The 26,442-nt window shown below is 41.0% G+C and carries 20 protein-coding genes and 1 pseudogene; 12 read left to right on the forward strand and 9 right to left on the reverse strand.

Going from position 1 to position 26,442, the window contains the following annotated elements; all coding sequences use genetic code 11:
- The first annotated feature begins 3 nt into the window (after positions 1–3).
- The gene (locus tag ACWIWK_RS08280) at positions 4–864 is read left to right on the forward strand and encodes an HdrB C-terminal domain-containing protein (RefSeq protein WP_454152330.1); all 861 of its coding nucleotides are present in this window, start codon (positions 4–6) and stop codon (positions 862–864) included.
- Positions 865–869: 5 nt separating this feature from the next.
- Complete coding sequence (locus ACWIWK_RS08285; protein WP_454152331.1) at positions 870–1,184, forward strand: hypothetical protein; 315 nt, start codon at positions 870–872, stop codon at positions 1,182–1,184.
- 60 nt (positions 1,185–1,244) lie between these two features.
- Here the strand turns inward: ACWIWK_RS08285 and mqo are convergent, their stop codons facing one another.
- Positions 1,245–2,723 carry a malate dehydrogenase (quinone) gene (gene mqo / locus ACWIWK_RS08290; RefSeq protein ID WP_454152332.1) on the reverse strand — a complete coding sequence of 493 codons (1,479 nt, stop codon included), beginning with the start codon at positions 2,721–2,723 and terminating at the stop codon, positions 1,245–1,247.
- 166 nt (positions 2,724–2,889) lie between these two features.
- The gene (locus ACWIWK_RS08295) at positions 2,890–3,666 is read right to left on the reverse strand and encodes a sulfite exporter TauE/SafE family protein (RefSeq protein WP_454152333.1); all 777 of its coding nucleotides are present in this window, start codon (positions 3,664–3,666) and stop codon (positions 2,890–2,892) included.
- A 125-nt stretch (positions 3,667–3,791) separates the two neighbouring features.
- Between ACWIWK_RS08295 and ACWIWK_RS08300 the strand changes: the two genes are divergently transcribed.
- The gene (locus ACWIWK_RS08300) at positions 3,792–4,592 is read left to right on the forward strand and encodes a J domain-containing protein (RefSeq protein ID WP_454152334.1); all 801 of its coding nucleotides are present in this window, start codon (positions 3,792–3,794) and stop codon (positions 4,590–4,592) included.
- A gap of 201 nt (positions 4,593–4,793) precedes the next feature.
- Here the strand turns inward: ACWIWK_RS08300 and ACWIWK_RS08305 are convergent, their stop codons facing one another.
- A complete protein-coding gene (locus ACWIWK_RS08305; RefSeq protein ID WP_454152335.1) occupies positions 4,794–7,535 on the reverse strand; it encodes a TonB-dependent receptor plug domain-containing protein in 2,742 nt (913 codons plus the stop codon).
- Positions 7,536–7,853: 318 nt separating this feature from the next.
- Between ACWIWK_RS08305 and ACWIWK_RS08310 the strand changes: the two genes are divergently transcribed.
- Together ACWIWK_RS08310 and ACWIWK_RS08315 are read left to right on the forward strand one after the other, a co-directional pair.
- Positions 7,854–8,105 carry a DUF5408 family protein gene (locus tag ACWIWK_RS08310; RefSeq protein WP_454152336.1) on the forward strand — a complete coding sequence of 84 codons (252 nt, stop codon included), beginning with the start codon at positions 7,854–7,856 and terminating at the stop codon, positions 8,103–8,105.
- A gap of 2 nt (positions 8,106–8,107) precedes the next feature.
- Positions 8,108–8,581, forward strand: coding sequence for a hypothetical protein (locus ACWIWK_RS08315; protein WP_454152337.1), 474 nt, complete (start codon positions 8,108–8,110; stop codon positions 8,579–8,581).
- 183 nt (positions 8,582–8,764) lie between these two features.
- On the opposite strand, the gene obgE is transcribed toward ACWIWK_RS08315, so the two are convergent.
- The 4 genes and pseudogenes from obgE to rplU all read right to left on the reverse strand — a co-directional run bounded on the left by obgE (position 8,765) and on the right by rplU (position 11,720).
- Entirely contained in the window at positions 8,765–10,144 is a 1,380-nt protein-coding gene (gene obgE, locus ACWIWK_RS08320; RefSeq protein ID WP_454152338.1) for a GTPase ObgE, read from the reverse strand.
- Between the two features lie 88 nt (positions 10,145–10,232).
- On the reverse strand, positions 10,233–10,730 hold the full coding sequence (locus tag ACWIWK_RS08325; protein ID WP_454152339.1) for a DUF2059 domain-containing protein: 498 nt from the start codon (positions 10,728–10,730) through the stop codon (positions 10,233–10,235).
- Between the two features lie 141 nt (positions 10,731–10,871).
- A pseudogene (gene rpmA / locus ACWIWK_RS08330) lies at positions 10,872–11,126 on the reverse strand (50S ribosomal protein L27); the annotation flags it as partial.
- Positions 11,127–11,408: 282 nt separating this feature from the next.
- Entirely contained in the window at positions 11,409–11,720 is a 312-nt protein-coding gene (gene rplU, locus ACWIWK_RS08335; protein WP_454152340.1) for a 50S ribosomal protein L21, read from the reverse strand.
- A gap of 125 nt (positions 11,721–11,845) precedes the next feature.
- Between rplU and ACWIWK_RS08340 the strand changes: the two genes are divergently transcribed.
- From ACWIWK_RS08340 to ACWIWK_RS08350, 3 genes are all read left to right on the forward strand, one after another.
- Positions 11,846–12,730: a M23 family metallopeptidase gene (locus ACWIWK_RS08340; RefSeq protein ID WP_454152341.1), complete on the forward strand. Its 885-nt coding sequence runs from the start codon at positions 11,846–11,848 to the stop codon at positions 12,728–12,730.
- Between the two features lie 143 nt (positions 12,731–12,873).
- Positions 12,874–14,013 carry an efflux RND transporter periplasmic adaptor subunit gene (locus tag ACWIWK_RS08345; RefSeq protein WP_454152342.1) on the forward strand — a complete coding sequence of 380 codons (1,140 nt, stop codon included), beginning with the start codon at positions 12,874–12,876 and terminating at the stop codon, positions 14,011–14,013.
- A gap of 24 nt (positions 14,014–14,037) precedes the next feature.
- Positions 14,038–17,193: an efflux RND transporter permease subunit gene (locus ACWIWK_RS08350; protein ID WP_454152343.1), complete on the forward strand. Its 3,156-nt coding sequence runs from the start codon at positions 14,038–14,040 to the stop codon at positions 17,191–17,193.
- A gap of 21 nt (positions 17,194–17,214) precedes the next feature.
- Here the strand turns inward: ACWIWK_RS08350 and thyX are convergent, their stop codons facing one another.
- Positions 17,215–17,868, reverse strand: a complete 654-nt coding sequence (gene thyX / locus ACWIWK_RS08355; RefSeq protein ID WP_454152344.1) for an FAD-dependent thymidylate synthase — start codon at positions 17,866–17,868, stop codon at positions 17,215–17,217.
- 17 nt (positions 17,869–17,885) lie between these two features.
- Positions 17,886–19,670, reverse strand: a complete 1,785-nt coding sequence (gene glmS, locus ACWIWK_RS08360) for a glutamine--fructose-6-phosphate transaminase (isomerizing) (RefSeq protein ID WP_454152345.1) — start codon at positions 19,668–19,670, stop codon at positions 17,886–17,888.
- 325 nt (positions 19,671–19,995) lie between these two features.
- Here glmS and ACWIWK_RS08365 point away from each other — a divergent pair, with 325 nt between their 5' ends.
- From ACWIWK_RS08365 to ACWIWK_RS08380, 4 genes are all read left to right on the forward strand, one after another.
- The gene (locus ACWIWK_RS08365) at positions 19,996–21,996 is read left to right on the forward strand and encodes a methyl-accepting chemotaxis protein (RefSeq protein WP_454152346.1); all 2,001 of its coding nucleotides are present in this window, start codon (positions 19,996–19,998) and stop codon (positions 21,994–21,996) included.
- Positions 21,997–22,120: 124 nt separating this feature from the next.
- Positions 22,121–22,654, forward strand: a complete 534-nt coding sequence (locus ACWIWK_RS08370) for a hypothetical protein (protein ID WP_454152347.1) — start codon at positions 22,121–22,123, stop codon at positions 22,652–22,654.
- A 117-nt stretch (positions 22,655–22,771) separates the two neighbouring features.
- The gene (gene ilvD / locus ACWIWK_RS08375) at positions 22,772–24,484 is read left to right on the forward strand and encodes a dihydroxy-acid dehydratase (RefSeq protein WP_454152348.1); all 1,713 of its coding nucleotides are present in this window, start codon (positions 22,772–22,774) and stop codon (positions 24,482–24,484) included.
- A 56-nt stretch (positions 24,485–24,540) separates the two neighbouring features.
- Complete coding sequence (locus ACWIWK_RS08380) at positions 24,541–26,412, forward strand: DUF262 domain-containing protein (RefSeq protein WP_454152349.1); 1,872 nt, start codon at positions 24,541–24,543, stop codon at positions 26,410–26,412.
- The last annotated feature ends 30 nt before the right edge of the window (positions 26,413–26,442 follow it).

Here is a 26,442-nt window from a genome sequence, read left to right on the forward strand (position 1 = left end):
GAAATGTTAGATTCTAAAACACTGAATTTCCCCTATCAATCACAGGGAATAATGCTTTTTGATGTGTATGATGAGATTGTGTGTAGTGGAGTTAAAAAAGACGATATAGCAAGATTTATTGCCCCAAGCAAGGAACTTTTAGAATCTTTTGGTGTGCAAAATGTCGCACCAAAAATCCCACTTAAACCTTATAGTGGGTATTTTGCTAGCATTAAAGATTCCACGAACGCGCTCAAAAATATGGCGTATAACTTTGCCATTGCTCAAAGCCAAGATTGTGTGCTTCTTTTTGTTGAGGAAGATGTCTGCACGCAGGCATTACTTACTTTGGAGGCATTTTTACAGCCTGACACTCAAGCACTACTTATTGATTTTTTGCACTCCCATAATCTTAGCTTTGACCCTAATAAACCTAGTTTTGTTACGCTTGATTGGCTTATTGCTAAAAAGAGTGCAGAGGGACATTGTGTCTTTGCTAAAAGTTTTAAGCAATATAAATCCGCGCTTTTGCGCACTTATGCCTTTGTGCCACTAGATTTAACCACTATTTTTCGCGCACTTGAGCTCGCTATTGTGCCAAGCACTGATTCGTATTTTTGCCACTTGCTTGAGAGCAATGCAACTTTAGCCAAGCAAAGTTTGCACAAGCAATTTTTTACGCTCGTTGATTTGGGGATTGATTTTTTTAGTGCGTTAAGTATTTCGCAATTTTTTGTTTTTGATAGATTGCAGGGGAGCTTTTCGCCACCGCGTGATTGTCCCAAAATCCCTGTTTTTAACCTTGCGGAATTGTGTTTGCTAGCACTTGATAAACCGCTAGAAAAAAGATTCCATAAGGTTGCGTTTGAAGAGTTAATAGGGTAAAAGAGATGAAATTATTTTTGCAGTTTTTTACCGCTGCGCTTATTGGTGCGCTGTGGTTTCACTTTGGTGATAATGATTCAGCAATGGCTTTGGTGTTGTTTATTATTGTGCTTTGTGTGATGTTTATGAAGCCCATTCGCTATCAAGACCCAAAACGCAGGGAGCAATATATGCAAAAAATCCGTGATACGCGTGAGCGCAAGGTAATGCTTGAAAAAGAGCGACTAGAGGAAAAAAAGCGTGCCAAGCAAAGCGCACGCGAACAAGAAGAAAAGCTCAAAAGAGAATACGAAGCCAAAATGGCTGGCAAAAGGCGATAAAAGACATAAAAGCCTTAATTTTTGACATTGCTTAATGCCATTTGCACCAACACTTAGAATCTAAATGCCTTCAAATGGCAATCCAAGCAACTCCGCAGTCTTTGAGCGAATTTCATTAAAGTTTGCAATGTTTTGCTCTAAAGTATTTTGATATGAGGGAATCATTTCTTTTAGCTTCTCTCTAGCACTAGCCACTTCATCTTTAAAGCACTTCTCTAACACTTCAAGCAAAATATTGACCGAAGTAGAAGCACCGGGCGAAGCTCCAAGCAAGGCGGCTAGTGAGCCATCTTGAGAGACTATGACTTCTGTGCCAAATTGTAAGAATCCACGATTATTAGCATCTTTTTTGATGATTTGCACACGCACGCCAGCCATTTTAATTTCCCAATCAGCAGAGTTAGCACTTGGCATATAGCCTTGAAGTCTTTGAATGCGACCCCTTTTCCCTAGCATAACCTCTTTAAGCAGGTAAATGGTGAGCGGGATATTATCAATCCCCGCTTGCATCATAGGGATAAAGTTATCACTTTGCATAACAGATGGGAAATCAAGCAGGCTTCCATTTTTTAAAAAACGCGTATTAAAACCAGCATAAGGACCAAACATAAGCTCTTTGTTGCCATTCATAAATCTCGTATCTAGGTGTGGCACAGACATAGGAGGCGCACCGACAGATGCTTTGCCATAGACTTTTGCGTGATGTTTTTGGATAATATCTTTATTCTTACACACGAGCCACAATCCATTTACAGCAAGCCCAGAATATCCCTTGCTCTCTTGCACACCAGATTTTTGCAGGAGCTGTATAGTCGCTCCGCCAGCTCCTAAAAATACAAATCTTGTGCGGACATTTTTTGCCTGTCCGCGAGTATCATCTTTTATTTTTAAGTGCCACTCGCTCCCCTCTTTCTTAATACCGACAACTTTGTGATGATAAAATACATTTACCCCTTCTTTTTGTGCTAAACTTTGTGCCATTTGTCGCACAATCGCACCAAAATCCACATCACTTCCACCATTCATAAAAGTTGTGGCTATTTCTTGGTTGCTTTCTCGCCCATCTGTGAGAAGTGGCGTCCATTGTGAGATTTGGTCTTTGTCTTGTGTGTAGCGCATATTATGAAAAAACGGAATCTTATGCAATGCTTCATATCGCGCCTTTAAAAACGCGACATTGTTATCAGTTACAAAGCTCATATGTGGCACAGGGTGGATAAAGCTCGAAGCATTTTGTAAAATTTTATGTTTCACGCAATATGCCCAAAATTCCTTGCTTAATTCAAATTCTTGGTTAATAGTAAGTGCTTTTTTAATATCCACACTTCCGTCTTTGCTCTGAGGAGTGTAATTCAATTCACAAAGAGCTTGATGACCTGTGCCAGCATTGTTCCACGCATCGCTAGATTCCAATGCGACATCATCAAGCTGTTCATAAATGTTAATGTGTAAATCTGGTTTAATCTCCTTTAACAAAGTCGCTAGTGTAAGACTCATAATCCCGCCGCCAACAAGAACTACCTGTGATTCTTCGTTCATCTTTTATCCTTAGCAATTTATATAAATCCCTTATATTGTAATCGCAATTTCTTAGAATTTGATTACATTTAAGGCAAAATTTTGGTTAAAATTTTTTTATCTTTACTTTTTAAGTTTTATAATTGCTTAAAATAGGGTATTAGCGCAATGTTTCAAAAATGCCACACTACTCCAATCCTTTCAAATATGGCTCTACAAGTTTATACACGCTTACCAAAAGTGATAGCACATATACGATGATAAGTGCATAGCGGTGATTTTTGAGGCTGGTATTTTCTATGGCTTTGATACCAATGGCTACTCCAAGCATTGCGCTAAGCCCAATAATAAGGCCTTTGTGTAAATCGACCAAATTATGCGAGTAAAGCGAAATGCTCCCAGAAAATGAAGAAAAAATCACAAAAAATAGCGCGATAGGCACGACCTTTTTAGAATCTAATCCCAAAAAATACGCAAGCATCGGGGCAATCATAAGCCCACCACCAATGCCAAGTGAAATAGCAAAAACTCCTGTAAGCGCACCAACACCGATTAAAACAAACTTTTGGTGGAGGGGATTTGTGATAGGTGGATTGGGGTTAGCGGTAGTCTTGGTGTTAAAGATATATTTTTTTAGTCCTATAAGCGTGAGGAGGATAAATAGCAAAAGCAAGACTTGCGAGGGCAAACTAGACACGATAAGTCCGCTAAATGACGCACCAAAAAGCCCACCAATGCCAACATACACGCCTATTTTTACATCAAGATTTTTACGCCAAAAATTTATAATGCTTCCAAAAGTAGATGAAAACACCATTTGCATAATGGAGATTCCAATGGCGTATTCTATCCCATAGCCCATATAAAGCAAACAAGGCACGATGATAGTCCCACCACCCATACCAAAGAATCCCGCTGCAATGCCACTTACGAAGCCTATGAGAGCAAAAATCAACTCTTCCATAAATGTATCCCTTTTATTTTACGCAAGATTAGGCGAGTTTAGCACAACAAAATAACATTACACTTAACCTTTTTATTGTATAGTCGATTTTGGCTTAGAATTTTTATGTTTGTATAGGATGGCAAGTGAAAATATCTCTTAGTCAAAAGTATATTCAAATCACCGTAGAAGAAAGTAACGCATTTTTGGATAAGGCATTGGACTATGCCAAAAAATATTTTTCCAAAAGTTATCGATTATCAAGCACGGTGTTAATCCTCGATGATGGCGAGCGATTTAAAAAAGATTATTTAGTAAATTGGGCGTATCATATTTGCGTGCAAGATGATATGTCTAAAACAAGCTTAAATAAAAAGCAAGAGCTTGAATATTTGCTAAAATTTACTTATTTGCCTATTCGTATCAAAATCGTTGGGAAAAATCCCATTGTCCAGCGCGTGAAAATTTCTCTTAGAATCTTAAACGCCAATCGCGTTGTGCTTAAAATGAGTCATAAAAACGCCACTGCTCGCCGTTATATCGCTCAACTCTTTTGTGATTATTATATGGGGAGCGATGGCGATGAGATTTACCTAGATAGCACGAAGTCTTATTTTTGGGATATGATTATTAACATTGTGAGTTTTAAGGTTGTGCATAATGTAATTTTGGATTTTGATTATGATAGCTTTAAAAATCCAAGCCATACTGAGAGCTTCCTCACTCAAGATGAAATAGAATTGCGCCAAAGTTATATGCTTTTAGAATCTCATTACCAAGATGACTTTAAGGTGGTGAAAAAGCGGTATTTAAAACTTGCGCGAGAATACCACCCCGATAAGGTATTTGGGCAAGATTCTCAGGTGATTGAGAGCTATAATGAACGATTTAGAAGCATTCAGCAAGCCTATGAGAAAATCCGCACTTCCTTGCGCATAGCTTCATAATCAAGCGAACAATCCGTGTTGTCTATTGAAGCTTTACAAAAGCTGAAATATCCAAATATATTTGTTATATTGTCATACTGAGGCGTTAGCCGAAGTATCTCAAACGACAATCAAAAAATAGAGATATTTCGCTAATGCTCAATATGACAACATATAGATTGCCACGACTTACCTTTTAGGCAAGTCTCGCAATGACGAACCCTAGAATTTATACCCCACTTGTAGCCAAAATTGTCGCCCTACTTCATAGCCAATCGTAGGCGCAGAGCTAGTGCCTGCGTAATTCGCGCTTAAAATCGTAGGGTTTTTGGCATCAAGCAAGTTAAAAATATCCATATTTACATACACCGTATGTCCATTGCGCACATCTACTTCAAATCCTGTGCGAAAATCCCAAGTAAAAGCATTTCTTAGTGTTTGAGCCACATATTGGTCTTTGTCATTGTGTGCGGGATTATATGCAGCATTTGGCACTCTAGTTCCTGTATATTGTGTGCCTGCGGTGTGGATTCTAGTGATTGCTTGATATGCGGAGCGATAGCGCAAAAAGTTATTTAAGAGCCACTTAAATTTGCCAATGTTAAAGCTGTGCGTGGTATTTAGTCGTAGCGTAAAAGGACGGACAAAGTTACTCGCAGGGCGTTGAGAGTAAGGCACGACTCTGCCCTCATATAAAATATCAGAATCTTCGAGCTGTGATGCGCTAATTGCAGAAGCATAATCAATATAATTGCGCCTTACTTGCGTCCAATCCACATTAAAACTTGCATAATGCTTCACACCTCCAGATTCTAGAGGTGTATCGTGCGTAATGCTTAGCGTAAAAATATTGCTCCACGATTTGCCTGCATTGGTGTAAGTATAATAAGTGGGGCGATAATTTGGGTCTGTGGGGAGCTTTGCTGTTTGGCTACTGACATAGCGAATATCATCTTTGCCCTCTCTATAAATGTATTTAAGCCCCAAACTTATATCAAATATGCGTTGAGCGATTCCAGCCATTAGCTCATCAGTATAGGGTATTTTTAGTTTGTTAAATTTAGTTGAGTTTCCATAAGGCTCAATGCAGTTTGTCTTAATAGTGGTGCTACATTTCACCCCGCTTGCTAAAATACTCTGCCAGCTTTTATCAGGGCTATCTCGCCATAGCGCATTCATCGTGCTGTATTGGATATTTTGCAAGGCATAGGCGTAGAGATTTTGTGCGTAGTAGCGGTTTGCGCCAAATGTGATTTGTGTAGCGAAGTTATGCCCCTTATCCCATTCATTCCACATAGCCTCGTAGTTAAGCGAGAATCTGGGCGCAAAAGTCGCCTTACTCATATAAGTATCATAATCCCCTCTTGCGCCCACTCGTGCATTTAATTTGCCTACTTTGTATAGAGGGATAGCTATATCATCTTGGGCAAATAGCGCGAAGATTCCATTACTTACAAATGCTGGCTTTGTGCCAAAATGCCTCGTTTGTTGAAAAAACTGCCCATATTGCCAAATGTATAAATCCCTACCATTCCAAGTCTGCTTTATCACCGCACCATTTGTGCCTGTGTCTTTGATAAGCCCTCTAGGGTCATAGACTTTAGAAACATCACACCATTCTTGGTTTGGGTCGGCTTGGCGACAGAGCTCTTGTTGGGCTTGTGTCATATAGGATTTATATGCGGTTTGTTGTTGTGAGTAGTAATGCTCTTTGTAATACGCACTTTGCGCGTATTGATAGTTTGTTTCTAGTCCAATTTGGAATTTATGCTCCATTTTTGCTAACTCAAATGGTGTAAAATCCTGCACGAGTTTATTGCTAAAAGTGTGTAGGGTGGATTCCACAGGGGGTTGCCCACCCTCACGCGCCCAAGTGAGATAATTCCCCCAATTTTTAGCCTCTGAAATCTGCCACGCCTTGCTTGCGTTGTAGTTTGTCCTAGAGGAAGTTTCTAAAAATTGATACCCCGCTGTGTAGGTAAGCATTCCTAATGGATTTGAAAAATGTGCCTTAAAGGCGAGGTTATGTCCGCCTGATTGATAATTAAACCAATCTCCTTGCGTGCCATACATAAAGCGATAGTCATATTGTGGCGCGTAAGTGTAGCTGAGCTCTAAGCGAGTGGCTTCATTCACATCATAGTAGCCTTTGATAAAGTAGTTATAAATTTGACGCTTTTGAGTTTGTTTAAAGCTCTCTATATCGGGGCGAGTAATGGGCGTGGCGTAGTTCCCCGTGTAGTTGCTCTTTGCATTTGGAAGCAAGGGGATAAAGCTAAGTGTGGAGCTAAAGCTAGCGATTATGCCAAATTTATCATTGACTTTTGATTCTACACTTGCACGGATTAAGTGCTTGTGGAAGTTTGGTTGATTGTTTGCATCTGCACTCCCTAGAAAAGATGTTATATCTGTGCCCTCATAAAGATGATAATTTGTAAGGCTAAATGCCTTTGGGTCGGCATTACCCTGCGTGAATTGATAAGAAATATTTGCGCCGTATTTTTTGGTGGGACGCCGTGTGTTTGCCTCCACTACGCCACCTGTGAATCCTCCATAGCTTGCGCCTATATTAGAATCAAGCACGGTGATAGATTCTAAAAGTGAGGTATCCACCGCTAAGCCTTGAGATTGTCCCTTGCCCATTCCTAACCAGCTATTATCATTGGCAGTTGCTGCGGGATTTAGCGTGTTATTCATTCCCACACCATCAAGAGTGAAGAGATTTTGATAATGCAATCCCCCGCTAATGCTGATTCTCGCAGGGTCAATCTCGCCCGGTGTAGTAGAGCGATTTTGTGCATTATCAAACTGCACATTTGGGAGGATTCTAAGAATCGAGCCAATGTCTCCATTCCCACTTGGATTAGAATCTAACATTTCTCGTCCAATTTGTGCTCCACTTTGATAGGCTTCAAATTCTCTCTCCGCCGTAGCAGTTACTTTGTCTAATTGGACTTTTTGCAAATCCTTTTTATTTTCTACTTGATTGTTATCTTGTGTTTCGGGGGGGGGGGGTAATTGCACTCTTTGATGATTGCTCTAACTCATCGCTTAATGCAAAGCCACAGAGCACAAATGCAACACATAAGATTCTAGCGTTCATTATCAATTCCTACAAAATATAAAATAAAAGGCAAGAATCTAACACATAAAATCTTAAATCTAGCTTAAATAATGAGAAATAATTTTATTATAAAAGAATTTCTACTTGGACTTTCAATAACATTGTCTAAAGGCACATTTATTGCATACCTTTGGCAAGATTTATTGTAAGGATTGGCTATGCAGTTGCAAGATGATAACGCGCTTAATATCTCAAAGCGTGGGGTTAAAATCGCTATTTTATGTGTGTTTGTGGTGGTCGTGCTAGGGCTTATCAATATTTATGTGCTTATCGTGCAGATTCGCTCCACTGAGGGCATACACAATCGCGTAGTGGTGCTAGAAAAAGAGCTCAAAGACACACAAAAAATGCTCAACCAAGCGCAGAGCGATTCTCATCAGTTAAACAATTCAAACGAGTCAAGAGAGTAGCGATGAGTGAAGCATTAGTGCGCGTGGTTTTTGTGCTTTTTAGCGCGTATATAAGCGTGTTTGGCGCGAGTTGGCTAGATGAGCTTGCGTATGATGAATGGCGCGATGGACAGAGCCTAGAGGCAATCATCTCATACAAACTTGAACTCCAAGATGAGGTGGCTAAAGCAGAGCGTTACAGAGTATCAGTAGCGATGAATACACCCAAAAATACACCCAAGACTTACGCGTGTAGCATTGATGTGGGCGATTATGATATTTTAGATGATATGAGTTTTTTTATCCTTGATTTACTCAAAAAAGAGCAAGAGCAAGTGCTTGAATGCCTTTATAAAGGCGAAGTAAAGATAAAAGAATATGGTTTATGGCGCGAGGGCAGGGCAAGGAGCACGGCATTATTAGAGATTAAACCCACGCGAGTGAGCGCGTATTTGTATAATAGAGAGTTGATTTTACGCATTCCACAAGGACTTTAGATTCTAATGCGTAACCCTAATGCCGTGCCATATCTTATCATAACATAGCTTCGTGTAAAATTGGGGTCGCTAAAAAAATGTTTTTGTAAAACAACATCGTAAGCAAACATTTCCCAAAAAATCCAATTCTACCAGACTTAGAATATGCAACAAGACCCAATCCTATTTTGACATATAAGCTTTCTAGCAGTTAAGGGTTAGCAGTTTTTTGGCTTGTTGCAATGCGCTACAAAGCGCACTAACAAGCGCATTGAGATTGTGCCTTGTAACCGCAGAAATGGGCAAAATAAACGCAGGTTTGGCAAAATCTGCATTAGTAAAATCCGCGTTGCTAAAAGCTAGCCCAAAATTGTTCGCGCTAGATTTTGTGTTTTGCGCTTGCTTTTGCGACTTATTTTGCGGATTTTGTGTTTTATTTTGCGCTAGATTTTGTGGGTTTGGCAGGGCGTCAATTTTGCTAAGCACGATTCCATAGGGGCGCGTGGCGAGCGTGCTTGAGTAGGATTCTAGCTCGCGCCTTAGGTTTGCAAACTGCGCCTCCACGCTTAATCCCCCATCAAATTCCGCCCGTGTGCAATCAAGCACAAAAAGCAAAAATTTCGTGCGCTCAATGTGTCGCAAAAACTGCAAGCCCAGCCCCTTGCCCTCGCTCGCCCCATCGATAATGCCCGGAATGTCAGCTATCACAAAAGAATCTAACTCTATCGCGTTGTCTTTTTGCTCGCGTTGTCTTTGTGGCAAAAATTGTGGATTGCTTCGGGTGTTTCGCTCGATAGACTTTAGTGTCTTATCCACGCTCACGCCCTCGCAAAACCCCAATTTTTCCTCACAAATACTTCCGCGACTTGCGTTGAAAAATTCTCTGTTTGCGTGTGGTGTGAAATCCGTATCTACAAAATCTACGCTCCTACGCGAACTTTCAAAAAATTCACCAACCTCTACTACGCCCAAATGTGGCGTAATCGTGGTAAATTCATAATTTGCCACTTCGGGTTTAGCGTTTGAAAGCACCGATATGAGCGTAGATTTACCGACATTTGGGTAGCCCACCAGCCCCACATCAGCGATAAGTTTTAGTTCTAGTTTTATGTGGCGTGATTGCCCTGCTATGCCTTTTTGAGCGTAGGTTGGGGCTTGGTTTGTCGCGGTTTTAAAATGTGCATTGCCTAAGCCTCCTTTGCCACCTTTGAGCGCGACAAATTGCGCGTTTTCGCCTTTAGTCGCATTGCTAAAATCCTTGTCAAAATCACACAAAACCTCCCCGCTCTCAAAATCGCTAATCTGCGTGCCAAGCGGGACTTTGATGATACAATGCGCCCCACTTTTGCCCGCGCACCTCTTAGGCTTGCCAGCCTCACCATTGTGTGCTTTATGGTGCTTTTTGCCTCGAAAGTTTGCCAGCGTATGGGCGTTATTATCCACTTCAAAGATGACATCACCACCCCTGCCACCATCGCCACCATCAGGTCCGCCTTGTATGACAAATTTTTCGCGCCGAAAGCTCACGCACCCAGCCCCACCATTGCCCGAAGTAATAAAAATATCTACGCTATCAACAAACATTTAAAATCCTGTGCCGTGATAAAATTTTGCATTGTGCTTTTTGATTTTGCTCGTGTTTTCGCTTGCTTGCGCGTCTAGATTCTAAAATCTATTGTTGCAAAATCGCTTGAAATTTTTGTTGGAAGATTGGGAGGTGCTTTTGGAGGATTTGTATCATTAGCGGGGTTAAGTCTTCATTTACCATTGCGACTTGCATTTTGGCGAGCTTACGCCCAAGCGGTGTTTGGTAAAATTTGATAAGCTCTTCTAAGTCGCTAAGAGAGAGATATTTTTTGTAAATGTTTGGGAGGACGGCTAGCATATCATTATACGCGCCACTCATATATTCGTTGTAGGCTTGGGCGATTTGGGTTTTTTGTGCCTTGCTAAGTTTGTTGCCATACTCCGCATAGAGCGCGTTTAGGGCTTGTTTATCGCTAAGCATTTGGTTTAGCGCGGCATTAGCCTGCGAGACATTGAGAAATCGCATTAGCGCGTCTTGGTATTCATCGGCTACAAGCGCGTTTGCGCTAAGCCCCGCAAACAACACACCACATACAAATGCGCGAAAGAGACAAATAACACTTAAGATTTTACGCTTTTTCATTATGCGTTGGCGCGAGTTTTACGCCTTTGTCGCTTTTGCGCTTGATTTTGCCACACTCTTTGTCGCTGGCTTTTTGGCTGGAGTGGCTTTTGTGCCTTGTGCTGTCTTGGTAGTCTGCGTGCTTTGGGCTAGCTTTGCTTGGCTTTGGGCTATTACAGAGACTTTTTTGCGAAGTTTTGATTTTTGGCTAAATTTCACCACGCCATCGATAAGCGCGAAAATCGTATGGTCTTTGCCAATGCCGACATTATCGCCTGCGTGGATTTTTGTCCCTCGTTGGCGGACTATGATATTGCCCGCTCGCACAAATTGTGAGCCAAATTTCTTAATCCCTAGTCGGCGTCCTGCTGAGTCGCGGTTGTTTTGGGTGCTGCCTTGTCCTTTTTTGTGTGCCATTTTTGCTCCTTATGTTATAGTTTTGGTTGCTTGCGCTTGACTTTGCGCGATAAATCGTGGATTCTGCGCGTAGGGCTTCGGTTACATACGCTTTAGTATGCGCCCTCGCTCTACGCTTGAAAGCTACGATTTCTCATCGCAAATCCTTCGCGCGCTTGCATTTGCTTTGACAAAACTCGTTTGTCTTATTTATCTTTTTTGTGTGCTTTGGTTGCACTTTTTGCATTTGTGCTTTTAAAATTTAAATCCCACAAATGCACCACTTCATAGAATCTAAGGATTTTATCCCGCGATTGCTACGATTCTCACTCGCGTAAAATCTCGCCGAAATCCGCGCTTTGTCTTGCTATCTTTGCGTCTGCGCTTCTTAAAGGCGATGATTTTCTTGCCTCTACCCTCGTTTATGACTTCTGCTTGCACTTTCGCGCCCTTTAGCAAAGGCGTGCCAATGCTTAGCTCCTTGCCATTATGCAAGGCTAGCACTTCGTCAAATTCTAACTTGTCTTTTGGCTCTTTGCCAAGTTTGTCAAGTAGCAAAATATCGCCCTGCGCGACTTTATACTGCTTGCCACCATTTTTAAATATCGCATACATTGCGCCTATCCTTCCTAATCAAAATTTGGTTTAAAGTAAAATGCGATTCTACCTTAAAAAATCTTAAATCACGCTTTATATTGTATAATTTGATTAAAAAAATTTCATTCCTAAGGAGCGATAAAATGAAAAAATCCCCCAATTTAAAGATTCTTTACACATTTTTTTTGTGTGTTGGCGTGTGTCTTGGCGCGTCAAAGGAGAGTGAAAAAAAGGATTTGCCTTTTATTACGGATAAAGTCGTGCATAATGGCACGACCTTTATTTTACAAAGCAAACACCAAATCCCAATTTTTAGCGAGCATAAAACTTATGCGTGGCTTTCTCACCCGAGTAAAGATGGCGAGTTTATCGCTATGATTCCCATTCCCTATCGTCAAAAGAGCAATATAATCCTTTACACAAAAGAAAATGAAAAAAAAGCCAAAAAGCAACCCATCGGACAAATCGCTATCACACAAAAACCCTATAATCAAGAGAAAATCTCTGTCCCACCAAATAAGGTCCAATATAACCAAAAAATCGCTAATCGCATAGAATCTGAGCGCAAAGAATCTGCTAAAATTTATAATACTTTTACGCCCACACGCTATTGGAGCAAACCATTTGTCGCACCACTTGATTCTGTGATTACAAGTGCGTATGGCAATGCGAGAATCTTCAACGGAAAATTGCAAAGTTTCCATACGGGCACAGACTTTCGTGCGGCGATGAATACACCCGTGCCAGCGAGTAATGATGGTGTAGTAGTGCTCGCAAAAGAACGATATTTATCTGGCAATAGTGTGATGATAGACCACGGAGAGGGTGTGTATAGTGTGTATTTTCACTTAGAGAGTTTTAAAGTGAAAGTGGGCGATGTCGTAAAGCAGGGGCAAATAATTGCATTAAGCGGAAATACAGGTCGTTCGAGTGGAGCGCATTTGCATTTTGGTATAGTGATTAACAACACAATCATTGACCCAATGGACTTTATCGAAAAAATTAAAGAGGTTATAGAGCAAAAATAGTAAAGTAAATGGTATAGTAATATTTTTATACTATAATGCGCTCCCATAATTTGATTTGTCAGGTTTGATACAAAGCATTATGGCATTAAAATCGCTTATCAATGATGATTTTAGAATCTTAGTCTAGCTTTTAAGGAGAATGAATGGAAGCATATTATAACAAAAGTAAAATACTATTTTTTGGCGTGCTAGCATTATTGTTTCTTGCTTGTGGCTCGGAGGAAGATGGCAACAAAAAGCCACAAGTCCCTGTGAGTGTCATAACAATTAAAGAGCAAAATACGCCACTAGAGTTTGAATACCCCGCAAGGCTTAAAAGTGTGCAAAGTGCGAATGTGTATGCACGCGTAGAGGGAATCTTGCTTAGTCAAAATTTTAAAGAAGGTGATATTATCCAAGAGGGACAGCCATTATTTCAAATCGACCCTAAACGCTATCAAGCACGCGTAACTATGGCTAGAGCGCAATATGATACTGCACGGGCAAATTTTTCAAAGTCAAAAAAAGATTGGGAGCGCACGGAGCGATTATATAAGCAAGGTGCGCTCACCGTTGATGCTTATGATAACGCACTGTATAACTACCAATCCGCTCAGGCAAATGTCGATAGCGCAAAAGCAAGCCTAGATGACGCGCTTATCGATTTGGATTACACTAATGTAGTGGCAAGCTTTACAGGGAGAGTTGGAATGCGCCGTTATGATGTTGGGAATCTCGTGGGTAAGGGCAATGATAGTATCCTTACCACACTCACACAGTTAAGTCCCATTTATGCGGAGTTTGCAATCCCTAGCAATGACTTTTATTATATGCGAAATTTGCGTGATGAAAATATGATAGTCGAGGCGATTATGGGTAATGGCGTGGTGTATGAAAAAAAGGGTAAAATTGATTTTATTGATTCTGTGCTTGATTCTCAAACTTCATCGGTCAAGGCGCGCGCGATTTTTGATAATGAAAGTTTTGTGCTTGTGCCAAATGAGTTTATGCGGGTGAATATCAAAGGATTTCAAGCACAAAATGCCATAGCGATTCCACAAAGTGCAATCTTACAAGATTCAGTAGGGAGCTATGTGTATGTAGTAAGAGACGGCAAAGCGAGTATCGCGCGCGTAAGTCTTGGTAAGTCGCTTAAAAATGGCTTAGTGCTTGTCCCAAGCGGACTACAAACAGGCGATACACTTATCACTACAAATCTTACAAAGCTAAGCCAAGATACCCCTGTCGCTACTTCGGCACAGAACGCATTGCAAGTGAGTGTTTCTAAAGAAAAAAGTGAGTAAAAATACAAAAATAAAGGCATAATAATGTTCTCCAAATTTTTCATCAATCGCCCTGTGCTTGCTATGGTGATTTCTATCATTATCACGCTTACAGGGCTTATTAGCATTTTTAAGCTAGGTGTGGAGGAGTATCCGCAGATTACCCCTGTGGAAGTGGTGGTTTCAGCCACTTATAGCGGGGCGAGTGCGGAGGTAATCGCAAACACAGTGGCCAGCGTGCTAGAAAATTCCATTAACGGCGTGGAGGGAATGCTCTATATGCGCTCCACCTCGACTTCTAGCGGGAGTTTTTCTATCAATGTGTCTTTTTCTAACGACACTGACCCCGATATGGCGACTATCAATGTCAATAACCGCGTCCAAGCAGTGCTTAGCCAGCTCCCAGAAGAAGTCCAGCGACTAGGCGTAAATGTCCGCAAGCGAAGCTCTACCATACTCGCAGTTTATACGATGTATTCGGATAATCCCGCGCACGACCAGCTTTTTATTTATAATTACTCCGCGATAAATATTGTCGATGAGATTAAGCGCGTGCAGGGCGTGGGCGATGCGAGCACCTTTGGGGAGTCGGCGTATTCGATGCGGATTTGGCTAGATTTAGACAAGCTTTCCCAAAACAACCTCACTCCCGCCGAAGTCGCCCAAGTCATCAAAGAGCAAAACGCGCAATTTGCCGTAGGGCAGTTTGGGCAAGAGCCTATGAAAAACAAAGTCGCTTTCACTTACTCTATAAGCACGCAGGGGCGGTTTCTAAATCCAAATGAATTTGGCAATATCATTATCCGCTCAAATTCTGATGGGAGCGCGTTGCGCGTGCGAGATGTCGCTACTATCGAGCTAGGAGCGAAGTATTATGATGTCGATGCCAAAATCAATGGCAAAGCAGGGGAATCTTTTGGGGTGTTTTTACAGCCCGGGGCAAACGCGCTTGCCACCGCAAAAGCCGTAGAGGAAAAGCTCCAAGAGTTATCTAAAAATTTCCCTGATGGATTGCACTACACCACAAGCTATGATACGACTAAATTTGTCTCAATTTCAATTAAAGAAGTGGCAAAAACTTTCATCGAAGCGATAATCTTAGTCGTGGTGATAATGTATTTTTTCTTGCAAAATTTCCGCGCTACGATTATCCCTGTGATTGCTATCCCTGTGTCGATTATCGGGGCATTTGGCGGGCTATACGCGCTAGGATTTTCAATCAACTTGCTAACTTTGTTTGGGCTTATCTTAGCCATCGGAATCGTGGTAGATGACGCCATCATCGTAATAGAAAATGTGGAGAGAATCTTGCACGATAAAGCTGAAAATCTAACCGTAAAAGAAGCCACGATAAAAGCTATGGGCGAAATGCAAAGCCCTGTGATTGCTATCGTGCTAGTGCTGTGCGCGGTGTTTATCCCTGTGGCATTTATCGGGGGCTTTAGTGGCGAAATCTACAAACAATTTGCCATTACTATTGCCGTTTCAGTGGTGATTTCTGGCTTTGTCGCGCTCACACTCACGCCCGCGCTTTGCGTGTCGATTCTAAAGAAAAAAGAGCCAACGCCATTTCTAGCCGTGCGCAAATTTAACGAAGTCTTTGATAGACTCACGCATAGATTTGGGGAAACGATTGCTTTTACGATGCGCAGGGCGGTTATGATGATAGCTATCTTTGTGGCGATTTTGGTGGCGACTTTTGGGCTATTTCAGTCTCTATCCACAGGACTTGTGCCAAATGAGGACAAAGGCGATGTGATAGCCTCTGTGCGCTTGCCTCCTGCGAGTGCGCTATGGCGGACAAATATCGTAGCAGACAAAGAGCTAGAGATTTTACAAAACAACCCAAATGTCAATTCTGTGATGATGATTATCGGCTATGATATGCTCTCTTCATCAGTGCGTAGCAATGTGATTACTTCGTTTATACAGCTAAAGCCTTGGAGTGAGCGCAAAGGTGCGGGGCAGGATTCTTTTAGTGTGGCTGGAATGCTTACAGGGGAGTTTAATGCCAAGCTAGAAGCAAGTGGCTTTGTGCTAAATCCCCCTGCGATAATGGGTATGGGGCTAGCAGGGGGCTTTGAAGTCTATCTGCAAAATCGTGGCAACGGCGATATAAAAGAGCTACAAAAAAATGCGGATATGCTTGTCGCTGAAGCACGCAAACGCCCAGAGCTAAATCCAATGACGGTAAGAAGCTATTTGGACGCTACGATTCCCCAATACTTTATCACGCTAGATAGAGAAAAAGCAAAAGCGTTTAATGTCAATATCAACGATGTTTTTACCACTTTGCAAAGCACTTTTGGGAGCTATTATGTCAATGATTTTAACCTCTATGGGCGCACTTATCAAGTCAAACTCCAAGCCCAAAGCGAATTTAGAGAAAGCCCAGAGGATTTTAACCGCGTCTTTGTCAAATCAAACGATGGCAACCTTATCCCCATAAGCGCGCTTGTGGATTTTGAGCGAATCGTAAATACAGATATTATCGAGCGGTTTAACCTTTTCCCCGCAGCCAAGCTCACAGGAAGCCCAAATGAGGGCTACTCTAGCGGAGACGCGCTAAGGGCAATCGAGGAAGTCGCCCGCGAAATCCTGCCAAGCGAATATACCATTGCACATTCTGGAATGAGCTACCAAGAAAAGGCAAGTAGCGGTAGTGCGTTTGTGGCATTTGGGCTAGGGCTCGTGTTTGTGTTTTTGATTTTATGTGCGCAATATGAGCGGTGGCTTATGCCATTAGCCGTGCTTACTGCTGTGCCTTTTGCGGTGTTTGGTGCGAGTGCGGCGGTGTTTGTGCGGGGGCTAGAAAATGACATTTATTTCCAAGTGGGCTTAGTTACGCTTATCGCGCTTAGTGCGAAAAATGCGATTTTGATTGTGGAGTTTGCCCAGCATTTGCGCGAAGAGGGCGGACTTAGCATACTGCAAGCCGCCATACAAGCAGCCAAACTACGATTTCGCCCCATTGTGATGACTTCTTTGGCATTTAGTATAGGCGTGCTTCCCCTTGCGCTATCAAGCGGGGCAGGGGCGGCAGCACGCCACGCTATCGGCACGGGTATCATCGGCGGAATGCTCGCTGCGACATTTATCGCTATCTTTTTTATCCCGCTATTTTGGAGCTTCATCGCCCAGCTTGGCGAAATCATCAAAGCAAAATTTGGAGAGAGTCAAAACCACACAACTTCTATGTAGAGAATCCTCTTTCATAGAAGTTTAGTCGTTTGATTCCTGCCATAAATGCGGTGTGAATATATATTTATGTTCTTGTGGTAGGGCTTCAAATATGGCTTTTGCTAAGTTTCTAATCTCCCAAAGCGCGGTTTTTGGACTTCTTAGTGAAAGGAAATTTTGCAAACTTCGCGCGTTAATACTCCAAGAAAGCTCAGTCTTATAGGATTCTGGCATACAAAATTTTACCAAATCATTGCTTATTCCCTCAGCGGTCAAGATTCTCAAATTTTCTAAGGCCTTTATGCTTGCTTCATTTACGCGCTCGTTTTTGCATAGCACTATAAACTTACGCGCACGCTCTATATTGTGGGAATCTAGCGGTAAAAAGCTCGCCTCATCTTTAAGTTCTTTAATCGTGTAGCGCGATGATTTCACGCTGTATGAAGCGATACGATGACGCGCGAGCTCTTGGAGGCAGGCCCGAGAAATGCCTTTGATGTAAAAGTTGTAATACAAATGCTCTAAAGTCGAGCTGTGCTTATTTTTGTTTCCCACTCTATCAATGAGAGCGAGGTCTTTTTCCCCGCAATTATCACTTTTATCAAAGCTCTGCCAGCAGGTTCTTATGGCATTCACACAGACTTCAAGTGGCGTGTAGTGGAGCAGTGTAACTTCTATATCATTTGTGTTATTCATTGTGTGTCCTTTATGATTTATTCTACCGTTACGGATTTTGCGAGGTTTCTTGGCATATCAACATCATTGCCAATTTTTATAGCAATCTCTAGGGCTAAAAGTTGTAACACTATCATCATAGAGTAAAATTCCTCCATATAATGCGAAGTCTCTGGGAGATAAATCATATCATCAGCCCCCTCGACATTCTCACTACAAATCGCACAAATCGTGCTATCACGCGCCCCTAATTCTTCGACATTGCTTTTAATTTTATCAAAAAGCAAGTGTTTGGGCATCAATGCCACGCAAAAAAGCAAAGAATCTGCAAGCGCGATTGGTCCGTGCTTCATCTCTCCGCTTGGATAGCCCTCTGCGTGCAAGTAACTAATCTCTTTAAGTTTGAGTGCGCCCTCTAATGCAAGGGGGTAAAAAATATCCCGCCCGATGAAGAAAAATCCGTGCCCGTGTAAATATCGCTTGGATAATCGCTTGATTCTATCGTGCAGAGTGGAATCTACTTTGGTAAGTTTGCTTGCATTTAGCATAATTTTGGCGTATTGTTTGATTTGGGTTTGCGTAACTTCACCATTAAGATTCCCAATTTGCACGCTTAAAATCCACAGCACCATAACTTGTGTGGCAAAGGCTTTGGTGCTTGCAACTCCCTTTTCTATCCCTGCTCGCGTGAGAATCACTCTATCACTTTCACGCACAATCGAGCTGTTATCGACATTACAAATCGCTAGCGTTTTTAAGCCATTTTTTTTAGCAAGTTTGAGAGCTTCGAGTGTGTCAGCCGTTTCGCCACTTTGAGAAATGCAAATAAAAAGCTCATTTTTTCGTAGCACAGGATTAGCGTAGCGAAATTCACTAGCAAAAACCACATTTGTGCGCACTTTTGCTACCCGTTCAAGTAAATATTTCGCGCTAAGTCCTGCGTGATAACTCGTCCCACACGCACAAATAATAATCTCATCAACACCATTAAAGAAGCCCTTATCTACTTCCTCAAAGCCGATAAATTCATCACTTACTCTACCCATCATCGTCTCAAGTAGGACTTTGTGTTGCTCATAAATTTCTTTTTCCATAAAGAATCTAAATCCGTCTTTTTGAGCATAGGATTTTGTCGTGCTTAAGGGTTGTGTGCTTGGTAGATTCTCAAAAGATTGCAAATCCATTCGCCCAAAGTCGCCATCCTCAAGGTAATGCACTTTGTTTGCAAGTCCAATGAGCGGTGCATCAGAGCTCGCAAAATACACGCCATTATCGCCTTTAGCAATGATAAGTGGCGAGCCCTTTTTAGCATAATAAATAGCGTTTTTATCAGCTTTTGTGATAAGCAAAATCGCATACGCTCCATTTAGTGATTGAATCGTTTTACTAAAGGCTTCTATGGGTGTGAGATTTTTGAGATTCTCCTCAAAAAGACGGACAACGACTTCGGTGTCCGTTTGGCTGATGAATTGATGTCCTTTAGATTCTAATTCTTTTTTAATGGTGGCATAATTTTCGATAATGCCATTATGCACGATTGAGCTAAACTCGGCAAAATGTGGGTGAGCATTGACTTCAGTTGGCTTGCCGTGTGTCGCCCAGCGCGTGTGCCCAATAGCAAGCCCAAACCCACTTGAGCTAAAATCTTTGCACTTTTGCTCTAAGTTTATGAGTTTGCCAACGGCTTTGAAGTTTTTGAGTTCATCATTTGCTAGCACAGCGATTCCCGCGCTATCATAGCCTCGATATTCCAATTCTTTTAGCCCACTTAAGAGAAACTCCCTTTTTTCATTATTGCCAATGTAGCCAACGATTCCACACATACGCTTACTCCGTTTTGCAAATTTTGCGTGATTTTATTTTGGCAATTATAGCAGGCTTTAAAGAATTGAGTAAGTTTGGCAAGTGAAATTGTAAAAAAGTATCACATTGTTATTGCATACGCAAACTCACATATCAAATCCCCTCTAATCTTGCCATTATGGGGAATCATTAAGGATAGAAAAAGCGAGATTTTCATCAAAAAATCTCTTTTGCTACGCAAAAAATATGTAATTTTTAGGATTTTCGCACAATACAAAAAAAAAAAAAACGATTTTTGTGCTATAATTCAATCTTAAGAAAAAATAAAACTAAGGAGACACAACAATGTTTAAAACCGTTGCTTCAAAGATTCTCACGCTGGCTATTGGCATATTTGTCATTATGATTGGGATTGTGAGTGTGGTAAATTATCAGCGAACTTCCCAAGAGATAACTGATGTGTATGGAGGCTTACAGCAGCTTGCGCTCAACTCCTCTTATACAACTATAAACATCACAATGGGCGTGGAATCCAAACAACATCTAAGCGAGCTTGCCAGCTTGCTTGCGAGTATAGATAGAAACGACCTTATCGCACAACGAAAGATTCTTGCAAGTCTTGCTAAATTTGTGCAATATGACGCGGCGTTTATCGTGTATGAAAATGGCGATGGCAGAATGATTTCAGGTATGCCCACAAGCGATATAAATCGCCTATCAAGCTCCCCTGATGATGGCACATTTGATTTCCGCACGCGGGGGTGGTATCAAGCAGCTAAAAACACACAGGAATTTTTCGTAACTGCGCCCTATGAGTCAAAAGTCGCAGGAATGGAAGCGACCATTTCTGCCACTGCGGCTATGCCATTTTTCCGTAATGGCAAGTTTGAGGGTGTGATTGCGGTGGATATTGCGGTAGATGGATTCCAAGATAGGTTTAAAAACTTCCGCCGTGAGGAGTTGCCAAGTTTGCAAGTTTTGCTTATAGATTCTAATGGTGAGGTGTTTTCCCACGAGGATTTAGAGAAACTTGGCAAGGATAAGTTAAAGCCACTTGGCGATGCTATCGTATCTAAAGTTAAGCAAAGCCCTGATGGCAAGTTTTATACAAACTTTATGGGAGAGAATAAAATCATATTTTATAGGCAAATGCCTTTTGGTTGGGTAATCGCTGCAGAAGCAAACGAATCTGACCTCACAAAGGCAATCAATGAAAATTTCATTGCTTCTAGCATTTTATCACTCCTTTTGTTAGGATTTGGCGGGGCGGGGTTGTTTTTTGCCATTAAATATTTCTTTAAGCCACTTGGCGCGATACAGCATAGTTTGCATAAATTCTTTGCATTTTTAAACTATGAGATAAACCAAGCACCAAAGCCACTCAAACTCACAAGCAAAGATGAATTTGGCATAATGGGCGGGGAGATTGATAAAAATATCATACGCACACAAGAAATCATTAAGCAAGATTCCGCGCTTGTGAGTGAAGTAACCCAAGTGGTAAATGAAGCAAAGCAAGGGCGATTTGGCAAGACTATCGCGCTAAGCAGTCCAAATCCACAAACAAACTCCCTTAAAGAGAGGCTAAATGAAATGAGTCAAACACTTTGTAATCTCGTGGGAGAAAGACTTTCAATCGCCACACAAGCATTTGCCTCCTATCGCAAAAATGACTTTAGCACACGCATAGACAATCCTCAAGGAATCCAAAATGATATAAATGAGCTTGGAGATTCTATCACAGATATGCTCAAGCACTCTGCGAGCTTTGCTAAAGAGTTAGAAACACAAAGCAATGAGTTAGAATCTTCTATGCAAACTCTTACCGAGCATTCACAAAAACAAGCCACCGCACTTGAGGAATCTGCCGCTGCTGTGGGACAGATAAGCTCCTCTATGCAAGTAGTGGGTGAGAAAACTGATGAATGCACACAACAAGCCCAAGATATAAGAAACATCGTAAGCGTGATACGAGAAATATCCGACCAGACGAATTTGCTTGCACTTAATGCAGCCATTGAGGCAGCACGGGCGGGCGAGCACGGGCGAGGATTTGCCGTAGTGGCTGATGAAGTGCGTAAGCTCGCGGAGCGCACAGGACATTCACTCGGTGAAATCGAAGCAAACATCAATGTCCTCGTGCAATCTGTCAATGAAATGAGTGAATCTATCCAAGAGCAAACTAGCGGGTTAAGCCAAATCAATGATGCAATCGCACAACTAGAGAGTGCCACACAAGAAAATGTCGAGGTAGTCCATAGCACAAACGAAATCGCTAAACGCGTAAATGATATAGCTGATGAAATCCTAGAAGATGTCAATAGCAAAAAGATTAGAGAATCTTAAGATTCTCTAAAATATGTTTGCACATCATCAAGCAAGATTTTAGTTTAATTTTTGATAAAATTTGTCTTTCAAAATTTTAACAATGAAAAATAACAAATGCGAGTGCTAAGATAAAGGCGAATCTATGGATTTTTTATTAGCTTTAATTTTTTTGCTATTTTTCGTTGTCGCTGGGGCTTGGACGCTTTACACGCAAGGGCGAAGCGCAAAAATCTTACTTGGCATTTTTTGGGTCTTTTGGCTTTGCATTTTTGACTACGCGTTGTTTGAGACATTTTTAGTCATTCCGCTTAAAGGGCTAGATTTAAGGGACTTTTTTGCCCTTACATTTGCGATAATGCTTTGTATCGTGGGTTTGGCAAGTCTTATTTTGCATAAAAAATTCCCAAATTTTTGGCTTTTTTATCCTTATGTGTGCTTTTTTATCGGCATTGCAGCGTCTAATATTTTTTCGTTTTTTAATGAAGCACCGCGCGACAAAGGCACTTTCGTAGGCGATAATGAAATCTATCTCTGGCGCACACTATCAGGGCTTTTTGTGGCATTAAGTTTGGCAGGACTTTACACACTTTTTAAACGCAAAAAACTTATCTGTGCGCTTATTTTCGTAGCGATTTGTGTGCTATGGGCGTGGAGTTTTGTGCATTTTAGCACTTAAATTTGATAAATAGTCAAAATTTATTCGCAAATCGCGCTTTGATAAATCATATAGGCTTTTTAATAAAATTTTCACTATACTTTTGCTTTCCAAACACCAAAAACAAAAGGAGAGAAAATGCGAAGTGATGTGATTAAAAAAGGCTACTTAAAAGCCCCAAATCGCTCTTTATTACGCGCGTGTGGGCTAAGCGAAGAGGACTTTGATAAGCCCTTTATCGGCGTGGCAAATAGCTACATTGACATAATCCCCGGGCATTTTTATTTGAATGAATATGCGCGGATTATCAAAGATGAAATCCGCAAAAATGGCTGTGTGCCCTTTGAATTTAACACAATCGGTGTCGATGATGGCATAGCGATGGGGCATAGCGGTATGCTCTACTCCCTGCCAAGCCGTGAAATCATCGCAAATTCAGTAGAATCCGTGATGAACGCCCACGCCCTTGACGCGCTGATTTGTATCCCAAACTGCGATAAAATCACGCCGGGTATGCTTATGGGTGCGCTTCGCGTGAATGTGCCGACTATCTTTGTGAGCGGGGGACCTATGAGAGCTGGATTTAGCGCAAAAGGCGAGAAACTCACGCTAAATAGCGTCTTTGAAGCGGTGGGCGCGTATGAAGTCAAAAAAATCACAGAATCTGAGCTCAAAGACATAGAGTGCAAAGCCTGTCCTAGCGGCGGCTCTTGCTCGGGGCTTTTTACGGCAAACTCTATGAACTCGCTCTGTGAAGCATTAGGCATAGCGTTAAGTGGCAATGGCACGGCGTTAGCACTTAGTGAAGAGAGAGAAAATTTATTGCGACAAGCGGCAAGGCGAATCTGTGAAATCGCGCTAGAATCGGCGTCAGATTCTGACAAAGCGGAGCGATTTAAAATCCGCAATATCATCAATCGCGCCTCCATTCGCAATACAATGGTGGTGGATATGGCTATGGGTGGAAGCTCAAATACTATTTTGCATATGCTTGCGATTTCGCGCGAGGCTGGCGCACCGCTTGATATAAAAGAACTCAACGACATAAGCAAAAAAATCGCCCATATCGCCAAAGTCGCGCCGAGTCTGCCCGAAGTGGCGATGGAAGACATTGGGAGCGCAGGAGGCATAAGCGCGGTAATCAAAGAAATCTCACGGCGTGATAACGGACTGCTAGATTTAAACGCGCTCACAATCACGGGTGAGAGCTTGGGCGAGCGCGTAAAAGACGCACATATCAAAGATGAAAAAGTCATTCACAAGGTAGAGAACGCCTACTCACAAGTGGGCGGACTAGCGATTTTATTTGGCAATCTCGCAGAGCAGGGCTGCGTGATAAAAACTGCGGGAATCACAGGAGCGCGAAAATTTAGCGGAAAAGCCGTGTGCTTTGATAGCCAAGAAGACGCCATAAAGGGCATAATCAAAGGCAGAGTGCAAAAAGGCGATGTGTGCGTGATTCGTTATGAGGGACCAAAGGGGGGTCCTGGAATGCAAGAAATGCTAAGCCCAACGAGTTTGATTATGGGAATGGGCTTGGGTGCTGATGTCGCGCTCATCACGGACGGGCGGTTTAGCGGGGCGACACGGGGACTAAGCATAGGGCATATAAGCCCAGAAGCCGCAGAGGGAGGGCTTATCGGGCTACTAGAGGACGGCGATATAATCGACATTGATGTGGATAGCTATGAAATCAATGCGAGATTAAGCGAGGCGCAAATCGCGGAGCGCAAAGCGAAATTTACGCCCTTACAAAAGCCTCTGCATTCTCGCTGGCTCTCACAATATCAAAAGCTCGTAAGTAATGCAAGTAATGGAGCGGTTTTGGATAGTGAGTATTTTAATAAATGACGCATTTATTATTTTTTAGATAACATTTGCAAATTTTAAAATTGAAAGGATAAAAAATGAGCAAAACCATAGAGCCTGAAAAACAAAGTGTAAAAGTTTGTTTGAGTCGAAAATCTTACTATATAGATTTTTACCAAAGGGAGTATGTTTGGAGCAAGGAAACAGCGCAAACTTTACTTAATGATATTTTCTATATTTTTGAGTTAAGCTACAATCAACACAAAGACAGCGAAATAAGCAAAAATATTATGGAAAAATACAGCTGGTATTATCTTAATGTATATATCACAAATAAAGTAGAAGGAAAGGTTTATATTGTCGATGGACAGCAACGACTATCTACGCTAACGCTTATCGCTACAAAACTTTATCATAAATTGCAAGATAATGATAATTTCAAGTCGTTACTAAAAGATTGCATATTTAGCAATGACGGCTTTGAGGATATTTTTAACTTGGATAATGAAAAAAGACATAGGGTTATGGATTGTATATTTGACAACTCTAAAGACAAAAAATTACCAACTGAATTTAAAAACAAAACAGAGGAAACGCTTGTTGAACGCTACAAAGATATATCAAAATATATTGATGATAAATTTAAAAATGAAGCAGATTCTAAGAAATTGCGTTTGTTTGTTTTGTATTTTTTAGAAAGGCTAGTTTTGGTTGAGTTAGACATTAGTCAAAATGACACGCCTATGGTTTTTGAAGTTATTAACGATAGAGGCGAAGCATTAAAACCATTCGAAATTTTAAAAGGCAAACTTATAGGCGCATTACCAAAAAGTGATGTAGAGAGTTTTTGTGCAAAATGGGATAATGCACTATCGCCATTGGCACAATCTGAATCTGAAGATGACTTTTTCAGCGATTTAATCAAGTCAAAGTTTGTATTCAAGCGAAATTCTGCTATGGAAAAATCCATAAATAACGAATATCACAGATATATTTTTGATAATAATGAAATAGCTCAAAAATTAGGTTTTCACAAACAAAATGAAAATTACATAAAAAATATTAAAAATTTTATTGACAAGGATATTTGCTACTATGCAAAGCTTTATGCAAAAATTATTCAAATTGACAATGAATTTTTAGAATACACTGACATAAATGAGCTATCTGGTCAATATCAAAATATACTCTCTGCTTGTGTTATAAATGACAAGCAAGAACAAGAAAAAATTGAGTTGATAGCCAAAGAATATGATAGATTGTGGGTTTTGCTAAACCTTAATGGAATCTATGATAGCAATGAATTCCAAGAAATTTCTTATAAGTTAAATGAACTTCTAAAAGGTGTGGATATTGAAAATTACAAAAATATCTTTGATGATTTGATAAAAGAAGCCATCAAAGAGACAAAGGGTGTTATAGAAGTTAATTCGTTGCTGGATTATAAAAGTTTTGAAAACAGAAACTATACAAACCTTAAAACGCGTTCCTTGCGATATTTGTTTGCAAGGGTTGAAAAATACATTTGCGATAATATAAATCAAACACCACAAAGTAGTGTTTTTGATATTGCAACAAAGACAGGGGACAAAACGGGCTACCACATAGAGCATATTTTATCACGCAATGAAACAAATAGGGGTTACTTTGAAAGTGATGAGGAATTTGAAGCGCAAAGAAATTTACTTGGTGGGCTTTTATTGCTAAAAGGAAAAGAAAATATATCATCGGGCAATGAGGAATATACCGATAAACTAAAAACTTATAGTAATTCACTTGTTTGGGGACATTCACTTTGCGATGATTTCTATCATTCGACACACAAGGGTTTTATAGATTTTAACAATAAAGTCTTTGGAAGCAAAGATATAAAATTTAAACCATATCAAAAGTTTGATAAAGTCGCACTACACGAGCGCACAAAACTTTTATATGAAATCGTAAAAATCATTTGGGAAGTGGATAGGTAATTTTTGTAGATTTAAGATTTTTTAGAGAAA

It is taken from the genome of Helicobacter sp. 23-1048, assembly GCF_053654545.1.